General features: G+C 69.1%; 13 protein-coding genes and 1 riboswitch. Of the genes, 4 read left to right on the top strand and 9 right to left on the bottom strand.

Annotation, left to right across the window (positions count from 1 at the left end):
• Nucleotides 1–5 precede the first annotated feature (5 nt).
• Nucleotides 6–1091 carry a LacI family DNA-binding transcriptional regulator gene (locus tag M2317_RS13780; RefSeq protein WP_429461052.1) on the top strand — a complete coding sequence of 362 codons (1086 nt, stop codon included), beginning with the start codon at nt 6–8 and terminating at the stop codon, nt 1089–1091.
• Between the two features lie 10 nt (nt 1092–1101).
• Here M2317_RS13780 and M2317_RS13775 read toward each other — a convergent pair whose 3' ends face one another.
• The gene (locus tag M2317_RS13775; RefSeq protein ID WP_429461169.1) at nt 1102–2343 is read right to left on the bottom strand and encodes a D-arabinono-1,4-lactone oxidase; all 1242 of its coding nucleotides are present in this window, start codon (nt 2341–2343) and stop codon (nt 1102–1104) included.
• 81 nt (nt 2344–2424) lie between these two features.
• Here M2317_RS13775 and M2317_RS13770 point away from each other — a divergent pair, with 81 nt between their 5' ends.
• Nucleotides 2425–4290, top strand: a complete 1866-nt coding sequence (locus M2317_RS13770) for a hypothetical protein (RefSeq protein WP_429461050.1) — start codon at nt 2425–2427, stop codon at nt 4288–4290.
• A 9-nt stretch (nt 4291–4299) separates the two neighbouring features.
• A complete protein-coding gene (locus tag M2317_RS13765; protein WP_429461048.1) occupies nt 4300–4638 on the top strand; it encodes a hypothetical protein in 339 nt (112 codons plus the stop codon).
• 13 nt (nt 4639–4651) lie between these two features.
• Here the strand turns inward: M2317_RS13765 and M2317_RS13760 are convergent, their stop codons facing one another.
• On the bottom strand, nt 4652–5953 hold the full coding sequence (locus M2317_RS13760) for an HNH endonuclease signature motif containing protein (RefSeq protein WP_429461047.1): 1302 nt from the start codon (nt 5951–5953) through the stop codon (nt 4652–4654).
• A gap of 71 nt (nt 5954–6024) precedes the next feature.
• A complete protein-coding gene (locus tag M2317_RS13755; protein WP_429461045.1) occupies nt 6025–6648 on the bottom strand; it encodes a DUF1349 domain-containing protein in 624 nt (207 codons plus the stop codon).
• 74 nt (nt 6649–6722) lie between these two features.
• Nucleotides 6723–6798, top strand: a riboswitch (ZMP/ZTP riboswitch).
• A 20-nt stretch (nt 6799–6818) separates the two neighbouring features.
• On the opposite strand from M2317_RS13755, the gene M2317_RS13750 reads away from it, so the two are divergent.
• Nucleotides 6819–7943 carry a hypothetical protein gene (locus M2317_RS13750; protein WP_429461044.1) on the top strand — a complete coding sequence of 375 codons (1125 nt, stop codon included), beginning with the start codon at nt 6819–6821 and terminating at the stop codon, nt 7941–7943.
• A gap of 66 nt (nt 7944–8009) precedes the next feature.
• Here M2317_RS13750 and M2317_RS13745 read toward each other — a convergent pair whose 3' ends face one another.
• The 6 genes from M2317_RS13745 to M2317_RS13720 all read right to left on the bottom strand — a co-directional run bounded on the left by M2317_RS13745 (nt 8010) and on the right by M2317_RS13720 (nt 16134).
• Entirely contained in the window at nt 8010–9002 is a 993-nt protein-coding gene (locus M2317_RS13745; protein WP_429461042.1) for a D-ribose ABC transporter substrate-binding protein, read from the bottom strand.
• Between the two features lie 47 nt (nt 9003–9049).
• Nucleotides 9050–10150, bottom strand: a complete 1101-nt coding sequence (locus M2317_RS13740; RefSeq protein ID WP_429461040.1) for an ABC transporter permease — start codon at nt 10148–10150, stop codon at nt 9050–9052.
• Nucleotides 10147–11712, bottom strand: coding sequence for a sugar ABC transporter ATP-binding protein (locus M2317_RS13735; RefSeq protein ID WP_429461038.1), 1566 nt, complete (start codon nt 11710–11712; stop codon nt 10147–10149). Before M2317_RS13735 ends, M2317_RS13740 begins: the two co-directional genes overlap by 4 nt.
• Entirely contained in the window at nt 11712–12353 is a 642-nt protein-coding gene (locus M2317_RS13730; protein ID WP_429461037.1) for a DUF2291 family protein, read from the bottom strand. The genes M2317_RS13735 and M2317_RS13730 overlap by 1 nt, the downstream gene beginning before the upstream one ends.
• Before the next feature lie 117 nt (nt 12354–12470).
• Nucleotides 12471–14618, bottom strand: coding sequence for a beta-galactosidase (locus tag M2317_RS13725; RefSeq protein ID WP_429461035.1), 2148 nt, complete (start codon nt 14616–14618; stop codon nt 12471–12473).
• 1 nt (nt 14619) lies between these two features.
• The gene (locus M2317_RS13720) at nt 14620–16134 is read right to left on the bottom strand and encodes a DUF4038 domain-containing protein (RefSeq protein ID WP_429461033.1); all 1515 of its coding nucleotides are present in this window, start codon (nt 16132–16134) and stop codon (nt 14620–14622) included.
• Between the last annotated feature and the right edge of the window lie 13 nt (nt 16135–16147).

The following is a 16147-nucleotide window of genomic DNA, read 5'->3' as shown; positions in this document are numbered from 1 at the left end:
ATGGCGTGAAAACGCATACCGCGGGAGTGCAGGTGCAGGATCCGAAGGCGATGAAGCGAGCGAATCCGAACATCAACACGGTCGCCCGTGAGGCCGGCGTGTCCGTTGGCACGGTCTCGAACGCGCTGAACAATCCCGAGCGACTGGCCGGCGACACCCTGCAGCGCGTGCAGGATGCGATCGAGCGGCTCGGCTACATCCGAAGTTCGGCTGGGCGGACACTGATCCGCAACCGCTCGGACAGCCTGGGGCTGATCACGCCCGACCTGGTCAACGAGCTGTTCGTCCGGATCGCGCGCGGCGCGCAGGCGACGGCCTCCGCGCAGGGCCAGCGCCTCGTCATGGCGAACAGCCTCTTCAACGCCCACGATCTCGCCGCGGGTTACGCGCAGCACGACCTGCAGGACTCCTATCTGGAGTACTTCGCGGAGGCGAGGACGGACGGCGTGCTGGTCGCCTCGATGCGCGACCCCACGGCGGGGATCGCGCGCATCCGCAGCCATGTCCGACCGATCGTCGTGATCAACTACGACGTTCCGGATGCCGACTGGTGCACGGTCCTCATGGACAACGAGCAGGTCGGCCGGTCGGCGATCGAGCACGTCGCGGATCTGGGTATCCGTCGGGCGTACTTCGTCTCGATCCCGGATCTCGTCCAGCCCGTCGTCGAGCGTCGGCGCGGCGTTCATGCCGGGGCCGCGGCGCGCGGCATCGAGCTGATCGATGTCACCTCCCTGGGCCTGGACTCCGCTGCAGGACAGGCCGCGGCGGCGGCGATCCCGCTTCGCGCGGGGAGCGAGCGCGTCGCGATCCTCGCCCTGTCAGACGACCTCGCCGCCGGCGCCCTCGCGCACCTGCGTGGACGCGACGATCTGCGGGTTCCGCAGGATGTCGCGGTGCTGGGCATGGATGGCGACCATCACGACAGTGGGCTCGACTGGATCGCTCTGACCTCGATCGAGCTCCCTGGGCAGGCGATGGGGGCCGAGGCGATCCGCCTCCTGAACGCCGAAGCCGAACCGGGACACGTGCACGAGCGCGTCGTGATCCCGGTGCCCCTGATCCCCCGCGCGAGCACTCTCGGCGCCTGAGTCGGGCGGGTCAGCGCGCTTCCCGCAGCCCCACGCGCACGAGGTGCTCATTGACGAAGCGGCCTGTGGGGTCGAGCCGCTCGAACACGGCGCGGGCGTCGGCGAGGCGCGGAGACACGCGCTCGATCTGCGCACGCTCCATCAGGTGCCGTTTGCCCCAGTGCGGTCGGGCGTGGAACGGTGCGAGGACGGGTTCGATGAGCGTCAGCGCCTCAGTGACCTCGTCCGGATGGTTCTCCCACGTGAAGTGGATGATGAAGGCGTCGCGCTGGTACGCGCCGCTGAGCCACAGGTCGTCGGACGCCGCGGTGCGCAGCTCGGTCCAGATGAGGTGCTCGGTGTACGGTCCGACGACCTCGCGCACCGCACGCAGCGCGGCTGCCGCGTCGGCACGGTCGATGAAGTACTCGGACTGGATCTCGTCCCCGCGCGAGGGCTCGGCATCGGCACGGAAATGCGGCAGGCGCTCGTACCAGGGACCGGCCGCGCCGATCACGGTGACGTTGTCGCCGAGGCCGAGGGGCTCGAGCGTCGCGGACAACCGTCCGCCGAGCAGCTCCTCGGGTGCGGTCGCCTCGGCATCCATCGCCCGTCGCTTGACCCACACCCAGCCGAGGTCCTCGCCCCAGCGGGTGAACACCGAGACGCTGTCTCCGGCCGAGGTGACGGCGTCGATATCGCCGAGGAGCGTGTCCCAGGTGACGCCGGCGTAGAGGTCCTGCCGAACGAGGTAGGTGGGCTGGATGTCGAGGGTCAGTTCGGTGAGGATGCCGAAGGCGCCGACGCCGACGACGAGTGCCTCGAAGTCGGCATCGCCGCGGCGGACCTCGTGCGCCTCGCCCGCGGCATCCAGGAATCGGATGCCGGCGACAGCGCTGGAGAGCACGCCGTTGCCGTCGCCGGAGCCGTGCGTTCCGGTCGAGGTGGCGCCCCCGACGCTGATGTGCGGCAGCGAGCCGGTGTTGTGCAGCGCCCACCCGGCCGTGTGGAGCTGGGCCGCGAGCACGCCGTAGCGGGTTCCGGCTGTCACGCGCACCGTGCGGGATGCCTCGTCGATCGTGATCGGCCGGTCGAAGGCCGCCATCTCGATGAGGGTGCCGGTCGTGTCGGGAAGGTCGGTGAAGGAGTGGCGGGTGCCGAGTGCATGGACGGGCCCGGTGCCGGCGAGCGCTGCGCGCAGTTCGTCCTCGTCGGAGACGACGATGTGCCGCGGTGCTCGATACTCGTACGTCCCAGCCCAATTGCCTGCCATCACGGCCCTTTCCTTCGGGGTTGCCTCAGTGCTCCCTCGCCGAGACTATCGGGCAATTGGTCAACCGGTTATGGTTGTGACGTGGTGTCGACGACGAGTACCTGGTGGCGGACGGATGCCGTGGCGTGGCGCGCGCACGGCTGGAGCATCGAGGTGCGCGGCGATGAGCTCGCCGAGATCCGGTACGGCGGTCGGATGCTGCTGCGCGCGGTGCGTGCGGCCGTGCGCGATCGCGGATGGCAGACCGTCCCGGTGCAGGTGCTGTCGCTGGAATCGGATGCGTCCGCGCTGACGCTGCGGCTGCGGCACGAGGGCCTCGGAGCGCGCGTCGACTCGACGCTGACGGCGACGGCCGACGACGACGGGCTGCGCATCGCCTGGGACGCCGTCAACGCGGAGCCGTTCGATACCTGCCGCACGGGACTGGTCGTGCTGCACCCGGCGACGGATGCGGGTCGGGCGGCGGTGGTCGAGCATCCTGATGGGTCGTCGGAGCCGGTCGCGTTCCCGCAGGAGATCAGCCCGCATCAGCCGATCCTCGGCATCCGTTCTCTACGAGTCGAGGATGAGCTCGAGCTGGAGTTCACCGGCGATGTCTTCGAGATGGAGGACCAGCGGAACTGGAGCGACGCGTCCTTCAAGACGTACAGCCGTCCGCTGGAGCTGCCGTATCCGTACGCTCTGGATGCCGGTGAGCGCGTCGAGCAGTCGATCACGATCCGGGTTCTCGGGGCGGGGTCGGTACCACCGCCGGTCGACGGCGCGGTCGAGCTCGCGCTCGTCGAGGCCGGCCCGTTTCCGGAGGTGGGCGTCGAAGCGTCGACGGCTCCCGATCCTGTGCCTGCGTCGGATGTCGGGAGCTTCCGCGTCGTCGAGCTCGATCTCGCGACGCCCAACTGGCGTGCGGCACTCGCACGTGCCGCAGCCGACGGCGTAGCGCTGGACGTGCGCCTGGTGACAGGCGGGTCCGGGCGCCGCACCGACGGCGCCGATGGCGAAGGCGCAGGTGGTGAGGGAATGAGCGGCCACGGCGCAGGCGGCGAGGAAGCCTCTGGCGAGGGGCGCAGTCGGCCAGGGGCCGGCGATGAAGCGTCCATGGACGAACGATTCCTGTCGGAGGCCGTCGGAGCGCTGGCCCCGTACGTTCGGACCCCCGGCGTACTGCGCCTGACGGCCTTCGATGCCCTCGAGCACATCAGCGATACTCGCGTCGTGTCGGCACTGCGGGCGGCGATGACGGCATCCGGCCTGTCCCTGCCTGTGCTGACCGGCGCCCGTTCGCACTTCACCGAGCTGAATCGCGAGCAGACGCGGATCGCGCGCGACGTCGACGGGCTGGTCGTGAACACGACTCCGCTGTTCCACGCGCTCGACACCGAGCAGTTGGTGGAGGCGCTCGCGATGCAGAGGCTGATCGCCGAGCAGGCCGTGTGGATTGCGGATGGTCTCCCGGTGCATATCGGACCGCTGTCGCTGCGGCCGCGGTTCAACAACGTGGCGACGACGCCGGAGCCGGCGCCGACGCGGACCGATCTGGCGGAGGGATACGGGGCGGAGTTCACCGGCGCGGTCGATGCGCGGCAGGGCGCCGCCGAACTCGGCGCCTGGGTGATCGCGAGCGCGGCGGCCCTCGCGGTTCCCGGTGTCGCATCCGTGTCCTGGTTCGAGAGCTGGGGTCCGCGCGGGCTCATCTCGGCTGCGGGCCGTACGGCTGCGGCGGATGCCGTCGATGCGCTCGCAGCACTCGCCGGTGGGAGTCTGCTCACGAGTGCGAGCCCGGATGGGCTGGTCTGGGCGCTCGGTTCGCGGACGGATGCCGGTGACACCGTGCTCGTCGCCAACCTGGACCGCGTGGAGCGTCGCGTGCCGATTGCCGGGGTGGGCGACGTTGCCGGCGTGAGCGAGGTCGAGGTCGGGGCCGGCGCGTGGATGCGGGTGACCCCGTAGGCTCGGCGAGTGCGGCTGGTCTCTCTTGATCTCGTCCATTGCTCCCCTGCCGAGCTGGCGATGGCGGACGTGCCGACCACCGAGGATCTCGAGTTCGCGGCATCTCACACGGATGTGATCCTCACCGACGGACCGGGCGCGCACGCCGGGGCGCTGGCCGAGTATCGGATCACGGCAGACGTCCTGGCGAAGGCACCGGCGGGCGTGCGGCTCGCCCCATGCCCGCCATTCATCCGCGGCCGGGAGGTCACGGCCGATGCGATCGCCGGGCCCGCGTTCGTGGGGTACGAGTTCAAGCGTGCGCTGGCCCCCGTGCAGCAGGCGATCCTCGCGCACTGCATCGTCTGACGCACCCCGCCCTTCAGAAGGGTGGAGGTTGTTCTCGGGTCGTGAATCCGGTGGGCGTGGTGAGTTGGATGGTGCCGTCAGGGCGGGATCGGTAGCGGGTTCGGGTGCGGTGGCGGTGGGTGTGGTGGTGGGGGCAGAGGGGTGCCATCGAGTCGGCGTCGGTTCTGCCGCCGGCGGCCCAGGGGCGGCGGTGGTCGATGTCGGCGTCGGCGGCGAGGCGTTCGCAGCCGTCGCAGGAACAGGTGCCGTGTTTCAGGATGAGCCAGTCGCGTTGGGCCGTGGTGGGTCGGTAGGTACGGCGGTCCATGTCGAGGACGACGCCCTTGACGGGGTCGGTGATGACGCGGTGGAACGCGGTGGCGTCGGTGAAGATCTGCGCAGCGGTTGCCGGGTCGATGGTGTCGCCGCCGACGATCTCGGCCTGTTCGTCGGCGAGGATCCGAGCGGTTTCGGGGTCGATCGGGGTGTTGTCGCGGGCGGCGGCGATCAGTTGCACCGGGATCGTGACGAAGACTTTCGTCTTCACCGCGGTGTCGGTACCGACACCGCGCAACCACGCGCTGGAGAGGTCCGCGCGGATCTGATCACGCGTGCGACCCTCGCGGGCGTCCTTGGACAGGTGCTTCGCGGTGGACGTCCCGCGGCGGAACGCGGCCCGTGCCTCGTGGGTGGGCATCAGCGCGTGGTACCAGGACAAGCCCCCGTCGACGTCCTCGACATACACCCGCCGGTCCCGCATCGCCCTGGCGTGATCAGCTTCCGGGCCGATCGGCCGCAGTCGGCCGGTGAGACGCTTCAGGCGCCGGTTGAACGAGCCCGGCGAACATGTCTCGGACCATTGCGCGCACGCCGAATCGATCTCGGCGAACGCGGCCCGTTCGGCGGCCCGTTCGTCGGTGGTCGCATCCGCGGGGGCGGCGACCACACCGAGCGCATGCACGGCCCGACCCACCAGGTACAGCGACGCGAACCCGGTCACCGCCCGCTCCCATAGGGCTGGTAGATGAGCCTGGGCACGCTCGGCGAGGAACACCTGCCCGCGCACATGCTCCTCCGACATGGCCATCCGCAACGCGAGGTCCATGATCGCGGCGCGCTCGGCGTAATCGATCGAGCGGGAATCCTCGATCCCATCCAGATACAGCTCCGGATGCCGGCGCGCGTACTGGACGACCCGCAGCATCCGCGCCGCCTGCAGCGCGGCCTGACGATTCGCATCGACCTGGGAGCACTCCGCATCCGCGAGCAGCACCCCGATCTCCTCCGCCGGCTTCAACGCCTGGGGAGAAGAGGGCAACTGCTCTGCCGCATCCATATCCCCAGTTTAGTATCTATGTTCTAATACGGCAAGCCCTCCGATGACACAGGCGCGGGAGCGCGGAGGCCTCAACTGCCGTTCCGGGTGTCGCTCAGCAGCGAGCGCTCGAGGCGGATGTCGCTGAAGACGACATCGCACCGTTCCCCGCAGGGTGCCTGACTGAGAAAGCCCACCGAGGTCGACCGACCAGCCGGAACGGCGAGATGGAACAGGCGCACGAAGTCCCAGCGTTCGCCGTCCGTCGATGAGTGGAAGGCCCAGGCGTTGCCGCCGAGGAAGGCGAGACGGAGGTGGATGCTGGCGTCCACGACCAGGCGCGAGTTGACGTCGTCGGAGTACATGTTCGTCACGACGCTGACGACCATCGGCTCGCCGTCCGGGGAGTACTCGAAGCAGAGCTTCGCCCAATGATCTTCGTCCGACCAGATGGACAGCGCACCGGCATCGAAGGTCGTGCGGTCACCGACGACGGACACGTTGGCGGAGAGCATGAACGGCGTGTCAGGTGCTGCGAACGCCAGGCTCGCTGCACGATGCTGCTGATCGCCACCGGTCGCATCATTGGTCCAGTCGACGCCGCCGGCACTCCGCAGCGTGAGCGTCTGAGCCACCGGGTCGATCGATGCTTCCCCCTCGACAGGAACCCAGGACAACGGCGGCAGCTCGTCGAGCGCGAAGAGAGGATCAGTCATGCTCCCATTGTGGCGTCATCGGCAGGGTGACGTGCCAGCGCGGGAGATGTTCTCGTGAACCCGCGCCGCCGGTACGCTGAGAACGCGACTGGCGTGGCCGGATCACCGGCAGGGAGCGCAACATCGGCATCGTCCGCCTGGGTGCCCATCTACGAAGAGATGGGCAGCGTATGCGTTATGGAATGAATCCGCACCAGCAAGCCGAAGTGATCAGCGGGGGTCCGCGGATCCTGAACGGCGAGCCGTCGATGATCAACTACCTCGACGCTCTCAACGCCGCGGCGCTCGCCCAGGAGGCCGACGCGTACACGGGGCACCCGGCCGCGGCATCCTTCAAGCACGTCTCCCCCGCCGGTGCCGCCGTCGCCGGCGAGATCGACGACACGGCCGCGCGCACCTGGAACGTCCCGGCCTCGGCATCCGGCTCCCTCCTCTCCGCCTATGTCCGCGCGCGCGACGCCGACCCGAAGTCGTCGTTCGGCGATGTCGTCGCGCTGTCGCGTCCGGTCGACCTCGAAACGGCCGAGTTCCTGAGCACGGTGATCTGCGACGCGCTCATCGCTCCCGGATTCGAACCAGGAGCTGCAGACGTGCTCGGCAGGAAGCGCGGCGGCCGGTTCCTGCTCTTCGAGACGGACCCGACCGCGACGCCCCCGGCGCGTGAGCGGCGGGACGTGCTCGGCGTCGCGCTCGAGCAGGACCGCGACACGGCCGACCTCGCCGCCGCCCTGCCCGACGGGCTCGACCCCGCGGTCCGCACCGACGCTCTGGTCGGCATGGCCACGGCGCGCTACACCCAGTCGAACTCCGTCGTGCTCGTCGAGGACGGATCCGCGATCGGCATCGGAGCCGGCCAGCAGAACCGCGTCGACTGCGTCCGTCTCGCCGGAGCCAAGGCCCGGATCTGGTGGCTGCGGCGCCACCGGAGCGTCGACGCCCTGCCGCGGATCGAGGGGATGAAGCGGCAGGACCGCCTGAACTGGCAGATCCGCTTCGCCGGACACGAGATGACCCGGGGCCAGCTGGCGGACTTCACGACCCTGTTCGGCGCGGAGGCCGCGGCCCGGTACGACGATCAGACCTGGCGGGATGCCTGGATGCAGGAACTGCGCGGCATCACGCTCGTGTCGGACGGCTTCCTGCCGTTCCGCGACAACGTCGAGCACGCGGCCGAGTTCGGCGTCTCCACGATCGTGGAGCCCGGTGGATCGACGCGGACCGCAGAGGTCGCGGCCGCGGCGCACGAGTACGGCATCGCGCACGTGCAGACCGGGCTGCGACTGTTCCACCACTGACGGCGCCTGAACCACGAAGGGCCGCCCCGCAGGACGGCCCTTCGTTCCTTCCGGTCCCCCGACCGATCACTCCAACGCGAAGAGCGTGTAGCTCTCGGCGTTCTCGGCGTTGATGACGATGCAGTCGATCGACTGCTTCTCGTCCTCGCCGGTCTCCCCGGTCTTCACGAAGCTGTCGGCCTGCTGCACCGCGAGCTGGGAGATCAGCACCGCCGGCTGCAGACCCGTCGCCAGCAGCGTGCCGGCCTTGATGGCCTCGACGGCGTCGGGGCTGCCGTCGAATCCGGCGATGACGACCTTGCCGGTGAGACCGGCGGCCTCGACCGCGGCCACCGCGCCAAGCGCCATCGTGTCGTTGCCCGCGATGATCCCCTGGATGTCCGGGTCGCGCTGCAGCAGCGTCTCGATCTTCGTGAACGCCTCGTCCTGGCTCCAGTTCGCGGTCTCCTTGGCGACCGGCACCAGGTTCGGGTACTGCGAGATGACGCTCGCGAATGCCTCGGAGCGCACCCCGGCGTTCGTGTCGGATTCCTTGCCGGTCAGCTCGATGTACTTGCCGCCATCAGGAAGAGCTGCGACCCACTCCTCGGCGACCGCCGCAGCGCCCTGCGCGTTGTTCGCGACGATCTGCGCTGCCGCGACCCCGGTCTCGTTGATCTCGCGATCGATGAGGAACACCGGGATGCCGGCATCCTTGGCCTTCTGCACCGGACCGATCGAGGCATCGGCGCCGGCGTTGTCGAGGACGATCGCGACAGCATCCTTGCTGATGGCCGCGTCGATCAGCTCGCTCTGCTTGTTCGGGTCGTCGTCGTGCGAGGCGACGGACGTCTCGTAGCCGAGCTTCTCGGCCTCGGCCGCCGCGGCATCCGCTTCGGCTTTGAAGAACGGGTTGTCGTGCGAGGGCGTGATGATCGCGATGACGCCGCCGGCGTCACCGGAGCCGCCGTCGCCGCCGTCTCCCGAACCGGAGCCGGCGTCGTCGCTGCCCGGGCTGCACGCCGCGAGCCCGAAGACGAGGGTGAGTGCCGCTGCCGCGGCGAGGATACTGCGTCGCATGATTCTCCTTCGATCGTGCTGTGATGCTACTGACGTCGCAGCGGGGTTCACGCCGTGGCCGGCGTCGACTGAGGGGGTGCGGACTGCTTGTTCGCCGCGGCGAGCGCGGCGTTCTTCGACCGGGTGATGCGCTGCTGCGCCTGATCGAGCATGACCGCGAGGATGATGACCGCGCCCTTGATCGCGATCTGCCAGAACGTCGAGACGCCGACCAGCACGAGCCCGTCGCTGAGGAAGCCGATGACGAACGCTCCGATGAGCACACCGCGGACGTTGCCCCGACCACCGGTCAGCGCCGCCCCGCCGATCACGACCGCGGCGATCGCGTTGAGCTCGAAGGTCTCGCCCAGCTGCGGCGCAGCGCTGGTGAGCTCGGACGAGATGATCAGGCCCGTGGTCGCCGCGCAGAAGCCGCTGATCATGTAGACGCGCAGCTTGACCTTCTTCACCGGGACGCCGGACAGCTCCGCCGCCCTCTCGTTGCCGCCCGTCGCGTAGACCCAGCGCCCGAACGGGGTCTTGCGCAGGACCAGCGAGGCGATCAGTGCGAACACGACCATGATCCAGATCGCCGTCGGGATGCCGAGGATCCGGCCTCCCCCGATCAGGAGGAACCCCTGATTGCCGAGCTCCTCGGTGCCGGCGAGCTTGGGATACGTCGTGCCGTTCGAGATGAGCAGCGCCGCGCCTCGCGCGACGTAGAGCATGCCGAGCGTCGCGATGAAGGGCGCGACGTTGAACTTCGTCACGAGGATGCCGTTGATGAACCCGACGAACGTGCCGACGGCGAGCGCGACGACGACGACGAACCAGACCTGCGGGTACGCGACGATGTCGAGCACCGTCAGGTGCCAGCCCTGCAGCAGGGTGCCAGCGACCACGCCGGACAGGCCCACCGTCGACCCGACGGAGAGGTCGATGCCGCCCTTGAGGATGACGAACAGCATGCCGAGCGCCAGGATGCCGTTGTACGCGACGTGCTTGGTCATGGTGATGAGGTTGCTGAAGGTGAGGAACGAGTCCGACAGCAGCGCGAAGATGATGATGAGGACGATCAGCGCGATGAACGCGCGCCCCTCGAGCAGCAGCGACCCGATGTCGACGTTCTGCAGGCGATTCCGTCGAACCGCGGTATTCTCGGTGGTCATTGCGCGCTCCCTGCGGGTTCGTCGGTGTGCGATTCCCCGGAGGCGACCATGAGGTCCTCCCGGGTGGAGTTCCTGGGGTCGAATTCGCCGACGATCCGGCCCTTCGACATCACGATGACGCGGTTCGAGACACCGAGCGCCTCGCCCACCTCGCTGGTCGCGAAGAGCACGGCGAGTCCGCGGCGGGCCTCGCGCGCCATGAGCGCGAAGATCTCGGCCTTGGCCCCGACATCGATGCCGCGGGACGGTTCGTCCAGCAGGATCACGCGCGGCTCGGTCATGAGCGTCTTGCCGATCACGACCTTCTGCTGGTTGCCTCCGGACAGCGACGTGATCGACGCATTCGGGCCCGCGGCCTTCACTCGCACGTCGGCCATGCTCCGCGCGACCGCTTCGCGCTGGCGGCGAGAGCGGATCCAACCCATCGGCGCGAACGAGAGCAGGCTCGACAGAGCGGTGTTCTCACCGACGGACATCGTCTGCACCAGTCCGTCGCGCTGACGATCCTCCGGGACGAGCGCGAGACCCGAGGCGATCCGGTCTCCGATCGTCTGCGACGCGAGCGGCTCGCCGTGGATCAGCACCTCGCCGCGCTGGATCGGCGAGCGCCCCGCCAGTGCTTCGAGCAGCTCGGTGCGCCCGGCGCCCATGAGCCCGTACAGGCAGACGATCTCGCCCGCGCGCACCTCGAGGTCGAGCCCGTCGACCGCAAGTCGGCTCGGGTTGGCCGGGTCCGCGACGGTGACGCCCTTCAGCGACAGCGCCACCTCGCCGAACTCGTCGAGCAGGTCGGGGGCGAGATCGTCCGCGGCGCGGCCGACCATGTTCGAGATGACCCAGTTCAGATCGATATCGGCGCGGTCCCCGGTGGCGACGAGGGCCCCGTCGCGGAAGACGACGGCATGATCGGCGATCTCCAGGGCCTCTTCCAGGTGGTGCGAGATGTAGACGATCGCGACGCCCTCGTCCGTCAGCTCGCGGATCAGCGAGAACAGCACCTCCACCTCACTGCCGCTGAGCGCCGACGTCGGCTCGTCCATGATGAGCACGCGCGCCTCGCCTGCCAGAGCGCGGGCGATCTCGACGACCTGCTGCTGCCCGAGACGGAGGTCGCCGACGAGCGTCTTCGGGTCGAGGTCCTCGGCGAGACGCCGCATGAGCTCGCGCGTCTTCGCCGCCTCGGCCCTGTCATCGACGAGGATGCCGCCGCGCGTGTACTCGCGGCCCATGAAGATGTTGTCCTTGATGCTCAGGTTGGGCGCGAGGCTCAGCTCCTGATGGATGATCGCGATACCGCGGCGCGCGGCATCCACCGTGTTCTCCAGCGAGATCTCCTCGCCGCGCAGCTCGAGGATGCCGGCGGTCGGCGTCTCCACACCGGACAGGATCTTCATGAGCGTTGACTTGCCCGCGCCGTTCTCGCCGAACAGGACAGTGACGGCGCCGGAGCGGATGTCGAAGTCCACGCCCTTGAGCGCGTGCGTCGCGCCGTAGACCTTGGAGATGCCGCGAGCGCTCATGACGACCGTGTCGTCGGCGACGGCATCGACCAGTGCGGCCATCACTCGACCTCGATCGCGACGGGGACGACCGAGACGAGCGCCGGGTTCACGCGCGTGAAGGCTCCGGTCACCGTGATCGTCTGCCCCTCCGAGATCGGACCGACTTCAGCGAGCATCCCATCGCGGACGCGGTTGTTGAACTCGGTCGCGACCTCCTGGAACTCGAGCTGGTTCGTGAAATCGTTGAACGAGACGGTTCCGGTCACGTCGCGCAGCGCCGTGCCGTTCAGCGCGGGCCCTACCTGGATCTGCACGGCCGTTTCGGCAGGAACGCCCTCGACCGTGACCGGCAGGATCGAGCCGTTCTGCAGCCCGGCCGTCGCGGTGAACGTCACGGGGAAGCTGTACGAGCTGCCGGCGCCGGGCGCGTGCCCGAATTCCCCCTCGTCCGCTCCTGCTTCGAGGTCGGCGAGCAGCGTCGCCAGGTCGACGGCGTCATCCTCGATCTGCGGGACGATCTCGCTGTCGAATCGCTCGTCCGCGTAGGAGATGGGATCGAAGCTGCCGGCGGTCGCGCTCGCCTCGGCATCCTCGATCGAGACGTACGTCGTCGTGGCCAGGCCGATGCCGGCCACCGCAAGAAGGGCAACGGTGATCGGGATCCAGGCCTTGATCCTGGGTCGACGCGCCGTCGCGTTCATAGGCTGCTCCTTCGCAGGTCTGCGGTCGGATGCCGCGACTCGGGCGTCGCAATACATCAACCGGTTGACCAAAAGGTAGCAGGGAACGGCGAGAGGCGGAACCCCTTGATCGGATCGTTACTGCGACCCCGACGGCACCTCGCGCCAGACCCGCACGTCCCATCCGCGCAGCACGACATCGCCTGCGATCTCGTGCACGTCGTCGTCGAGGACGGACGACAGCACACGATCGACGTGCACCGTGCACTCCTGCGGAGACCAGTTGTGGACGACCCACACGCGGCCCCGCTCCCCCACCAGCGAATGCGCCGTCACGACGTCCGGCTGATCGACGAGCGGCGAGACGACCCGCGATGCCGACGCCGCGACATCCGCGACGATGCCCCTCAGCGTCTGCCGGTCCAGCAGCGCGCCCACGACGGCGATCGCACCGTCCCCGACCTTTCGGCGCACCGCCGCCGCCCACCGACCGAAGTGCGGATGCCGGTAGCGCAGCAGCACCTCGGCATCCTGATCCATGACGTCGAGCGCATCCATCCAGCCGTGCGCCTGCCCTGAGATCTCGCCGAGACGCGCCGAGCCCGCTTCCACGGCCACGGGCGCGGACAGCGCGGCGAACTCCTGGTAGCGCACGCCGGCGAGCGGACCGAGCACCGCCGGAGCGGATCCGGACCGCATCCGCCCCTGGTCGTCCGCGTACCCCGTTCGGGGGCCGACGATGAGCCGGCCGCCCAGCCGTGCGTACTCCCCCAGCGTCTCCAGCGTCCGATCGGATGCCGCGATGAGCCCGGCCGCGATCAGCACCGGGAACCGCGCGAGCAGGTCGGATGCCGACGGCAGCTGCCGCTCGTTCACGTACCCGACCTGGAGGCCGGCGTCGATCGCGGCCCGCCCGAAGTCTCCGACGATCCGGGCGTACGCCTTGCGATCCGGGGCTTCCGTTCCTGGCACCGCGAGCGGCGGTTCGAAAGCCATCATCCACTCGCTGTCGTGGGCGTAGACGATCCCGACGTCGGCATCCGGCTCCGCATCGGCCACCCATTCGGCGGCCTGAGCGAACTGCCGTCCGAGGCCGGCGATCTCGTCGTAGATGCGCCCCGGCTCGAGGTCGTGGCCGAGCACCCCGCCCCAGTGCACTTCGTGACCGGAGTGCAAGGTGTGCCAGTGCCAATAGGAGACGAGCCGCGCGCCCCGTGCTGCGAGAAGCCACGCGGCCTGCGCGAGCTGACCGTCATACGGCGGGCGCGTGAGCCAGGCGTTGCCGATCGACGCGGCGCCGGTCTCGGTCACCAGGAATCCGCCGTGCATCTCCGGTCGGTCGAACCCGGTGGCGCGCATCCGATCGGCCATGAGGATGAGCTGCGGCACATCGTCGGCATACCACTGACCGCCCGCGCCATCCACGGAAAGGTCGAGGGCGTCCTGTGCCAAGTAGTACGCATTGCCGCTGGCGATGTCCAGCCGCGAGCCGACCGCGACGTCGTCCATGGCGGGGCGCTGATACGCGATGCAGGTGGTGAGGAACGTGTCTTCCGCGACCAGCTCGCGGGCGATGCCGGCCTGCCACCCGAGGAAGTCCGCGGTGAGCTCGGCCTGGAACCGGCGCCACGCGAGATCGTACGAGGGCGTCGTGTTTCCGCCAGGTGCCCACAGGTCGTCCCACTCGGCGATACGGTGCGACCAGTACGCCAGCCCCCACTCGCGGTTGAGTGTCTCGACGTCGCCGTACTGCTCCGCCACCCGCTCCCGGAATCGCGCGACGACGTGGTCGTTGTGGATCAGGTGGAGCCCTGCTTCGTTGTCGAGCTGGATGCCGACGACCGCCGGATGCCGGCCGTGCGCGCCGAGCACCGTCCTGATCACCCGTTCGGCGTATCCGCGGAACAGCTCCGACGTGTAGTCGACCTCCTGTCGACCGCCCCAGGGCACCGAGGCGCCGTCCTTGCGCACGACGGCGAGCTCCGGATGCTTGCGCGCCAGCCACGGCGGGATCGCATAGGTGGGCGTTCCGAGGATGACGTCGATGCCGTGCGCGGCGGCGCCGTCCAGGATCGGCGTCATCCAATCCAGATCGAAGACGCCGTCCTGCGGCTCCCACGTGGACCACACGGACTCGCCGACGCGGATGCTGGTGATGCCGGCATCCGCCATCAGCCGGAGGTCCGTCTCCAGACGCGACGGGTCGGGAAGGTATTCGTTGTAGTACGCGACCCCCAGTCGAGGTCCGCTGCGCCAGGGATGCAGCCGATCGGTCTCCGCGGCCATGTCAGGCCTCGACCCGTCGGATGCGCAGGGCGATCGCCTCGCCGACCGGCAGCGCGATCGGCGCGGCTGCGCGATCGAAGGCGTCGTTGCGCTGCACCTCGTCGAGCGTGAAGCGCCGATCGACGGTGGTGACGGTCATGTTCCACGTGTCGATGACGTCGACCTCGAAGACGTCGCCGATCTCCGGACGCTCGCCGGGGAAGCCGATCGGCAGGCGGAACGTCCAGGTCGACGGGGCCGACCGCCCGAGGTACTGGACGTACTCCTGACGCGGAACACCGGCGACGTATGCCTGGTCATCCCACTTGTCGATCGGATCCAGCCCTGGTCCGTCGATCTCCTCGAGGATGCCGCCCAGGAACGCCAGCCGCACCGGCGACTCCCCCGTGAGCGGTCCGCCCTCGACCATGTGCAGGCTGCCGGTCTCGGTGAGGAAGCTCTCTCCGTGCGAGGCGTAGCATCCGGCGACCGTGGTGATCCAGAACTGATCGACGAGCTCGCGCGCATTCAGATTCCCCCATCGCTCGGGGATGTCGCCCTCGTACTTGATCTCGTCGAGGACGACCGGCTTGCCCCACACGTCGCGGTAGAGGTTCGCGCGGCCGAAGTCCGTGGTGGCCGAGCCGTTCTGCACGGATGCATGCGTGACCCACGGCTGACTGTTGTCGTACAGCTCGATCCAGTTGTGGATGGAGCGCAGATGATCGCTGGGGTCGATCTTGGCGAGCAGTTCGCCCGCGCGGTCCCACCGTTCGTCGGGGCGCTCGAGCTGGTCGAACTCGTTGCACAGCGACCACCACACGTGCGGGTACGCGGCGAGCCGCGCGACGAGGTAGCGCAGGTAGACGGCGTCCTCCTCCTCGGTGAGCTCGTTCAGCCCGAAGTGCCCTCGGTCGTACGCGTTGTAGATCAGGACGTCGGCCTGGATGCCGCGCGCACCGAGCGTTTCGACCGCACGGTCGAGGTGCTGGAAGAACTCCGGAACGGGCCGGCTGACGTCCCAACTCCCGTCCGTCTTCTCGAACGGCATCAGCGTCGGCTCGTGCTCGACGTACCCGCCGCCCTGCGGGAACACCATGAAGCGGAACTTGTTGAATCCGGCCTCCGCGATCGCGTCCACGGTCTGGGAGAACAGCGGCTCGTCCTGGTGGAGCCAGTTGTACGCCGTCGCACCGACCGGACGGAACGGCGTGCCGTCGGCGTGCGCGAAGTGGAAGCGGTGCGCGACGCGAACGGGGCCGTGGGAGGTTCCGCGGGCGACGGTGAACGATCCGGATCCGACATCCACCGGAGTCCGCGCGTCCACGACCTCCCAGGTCCACTCGCCTTCGGCCGGAGGGGCGAATCGCGCACGGTAAGTGGTGCCGCCGTCCCAGAATCCGGGCACTGCGACGTCCTCGGAGCCGGCCAGCCGGAAGCGGACGCTCAGCGGCGCCCCTGCCGCGACGGGCAGTCTTTCGCTCCCCTCGAAGACCAGCTCGACCGGGAGATGCAGCTCATGGGACATCGTCGTCATCCTTCGACACTAG

The organism is Microbacterium sp. ZKA21 (assembly GCF_050434165.1).
Classification (GTDB): Bacteria; Actinomycetota; Actinomycetes; order Actinomycetales; family Microbacteriaceae; genus Microbacterium.
The sequence above is the reverse complement of the archived record's forward strand: the minus strand, read 5'-3'. Positions and strand labels throughout refer to the sequence as shown.

What these genes read in the sequence shown, in the direction of transcription:
- M2317_RS13740 (WP_429461040.1), bottom strand. Translation starts at nt 10,150, where the DNA reads ATGACCACCGAGAATACCGCGGTTCGACGGAATCGCCTGCAGAACGTC.
- M2317_RS13760 (WP_429461047.1), bottom strand. Translation starts at nt 5,953, where the DNA reads ATGGATGCGGCAGAGCAGTTGCCCTCTTCTCCCCAGGCGTTGAAGCCG.
- M2317_RS13745 (WP_429461042.1), bottom strand. Translation starts at nt 9,002, where the DNA reads ATGCGACGCAGTATCCTCGCCGCGGCAGCGGCACTCACCCTCGTCTTC.
- M2317_RS13755 (WP_429461045.1), bottom strand. Translation starts at nt 6,648, where the DNA reads ATGACTGATCCTCTCTTCGCGCTCGACGAGCTGCCGCCGTTGTCCTGG.
- M2317_RS13725 (WP_429461035.1), bottom strand. Translation starts at nt 14,618, where the DNA reads ATGGCCGCGGAGACCGATCGGCTGCATCCCTGGCGCAGCGGACCTCGA.
- M2317_RS13775 (WP_429461169.1), bottom strand. Translation starts at nt 2,343, where the DNA reads ATGGCAGGCAATTGGGCTGGGACGTACGAGTATCGAGCACCGCGGCAC.
- M2317_RS13750 (WP_429461044.1), top strand. Translation starts at nt 6,819, where the DNA reads ATGCGTTATGGAATGAATCCGCACCAGCAAGCCGAAGTGATCAGCGGG.
- M2317_RS13730 (WP_429461037.1), bottom strand. Translation starts at nt 12,353, where the DNA reads ATGAACGCGACGGCGCGTCGACCCAGGATCAAGGCCTGGATCCCGATC.
- M2317_RS13735 (WP_429461038.1), bottom strand. Translation starts at nt 11,712, where the DNA reads ATGGCCGCACTGGTCGATGCCGTCGCCGACGACACGGTCGTCATGAGC.
- M2317_RS13720 (WP_429461033.1), bottom strand. Translation starts at nt 16,134, where the DNA reads ATGACGACGATGTCCCATGAGCTGCATCTCCCGGTCGAGCTGGTCTTC.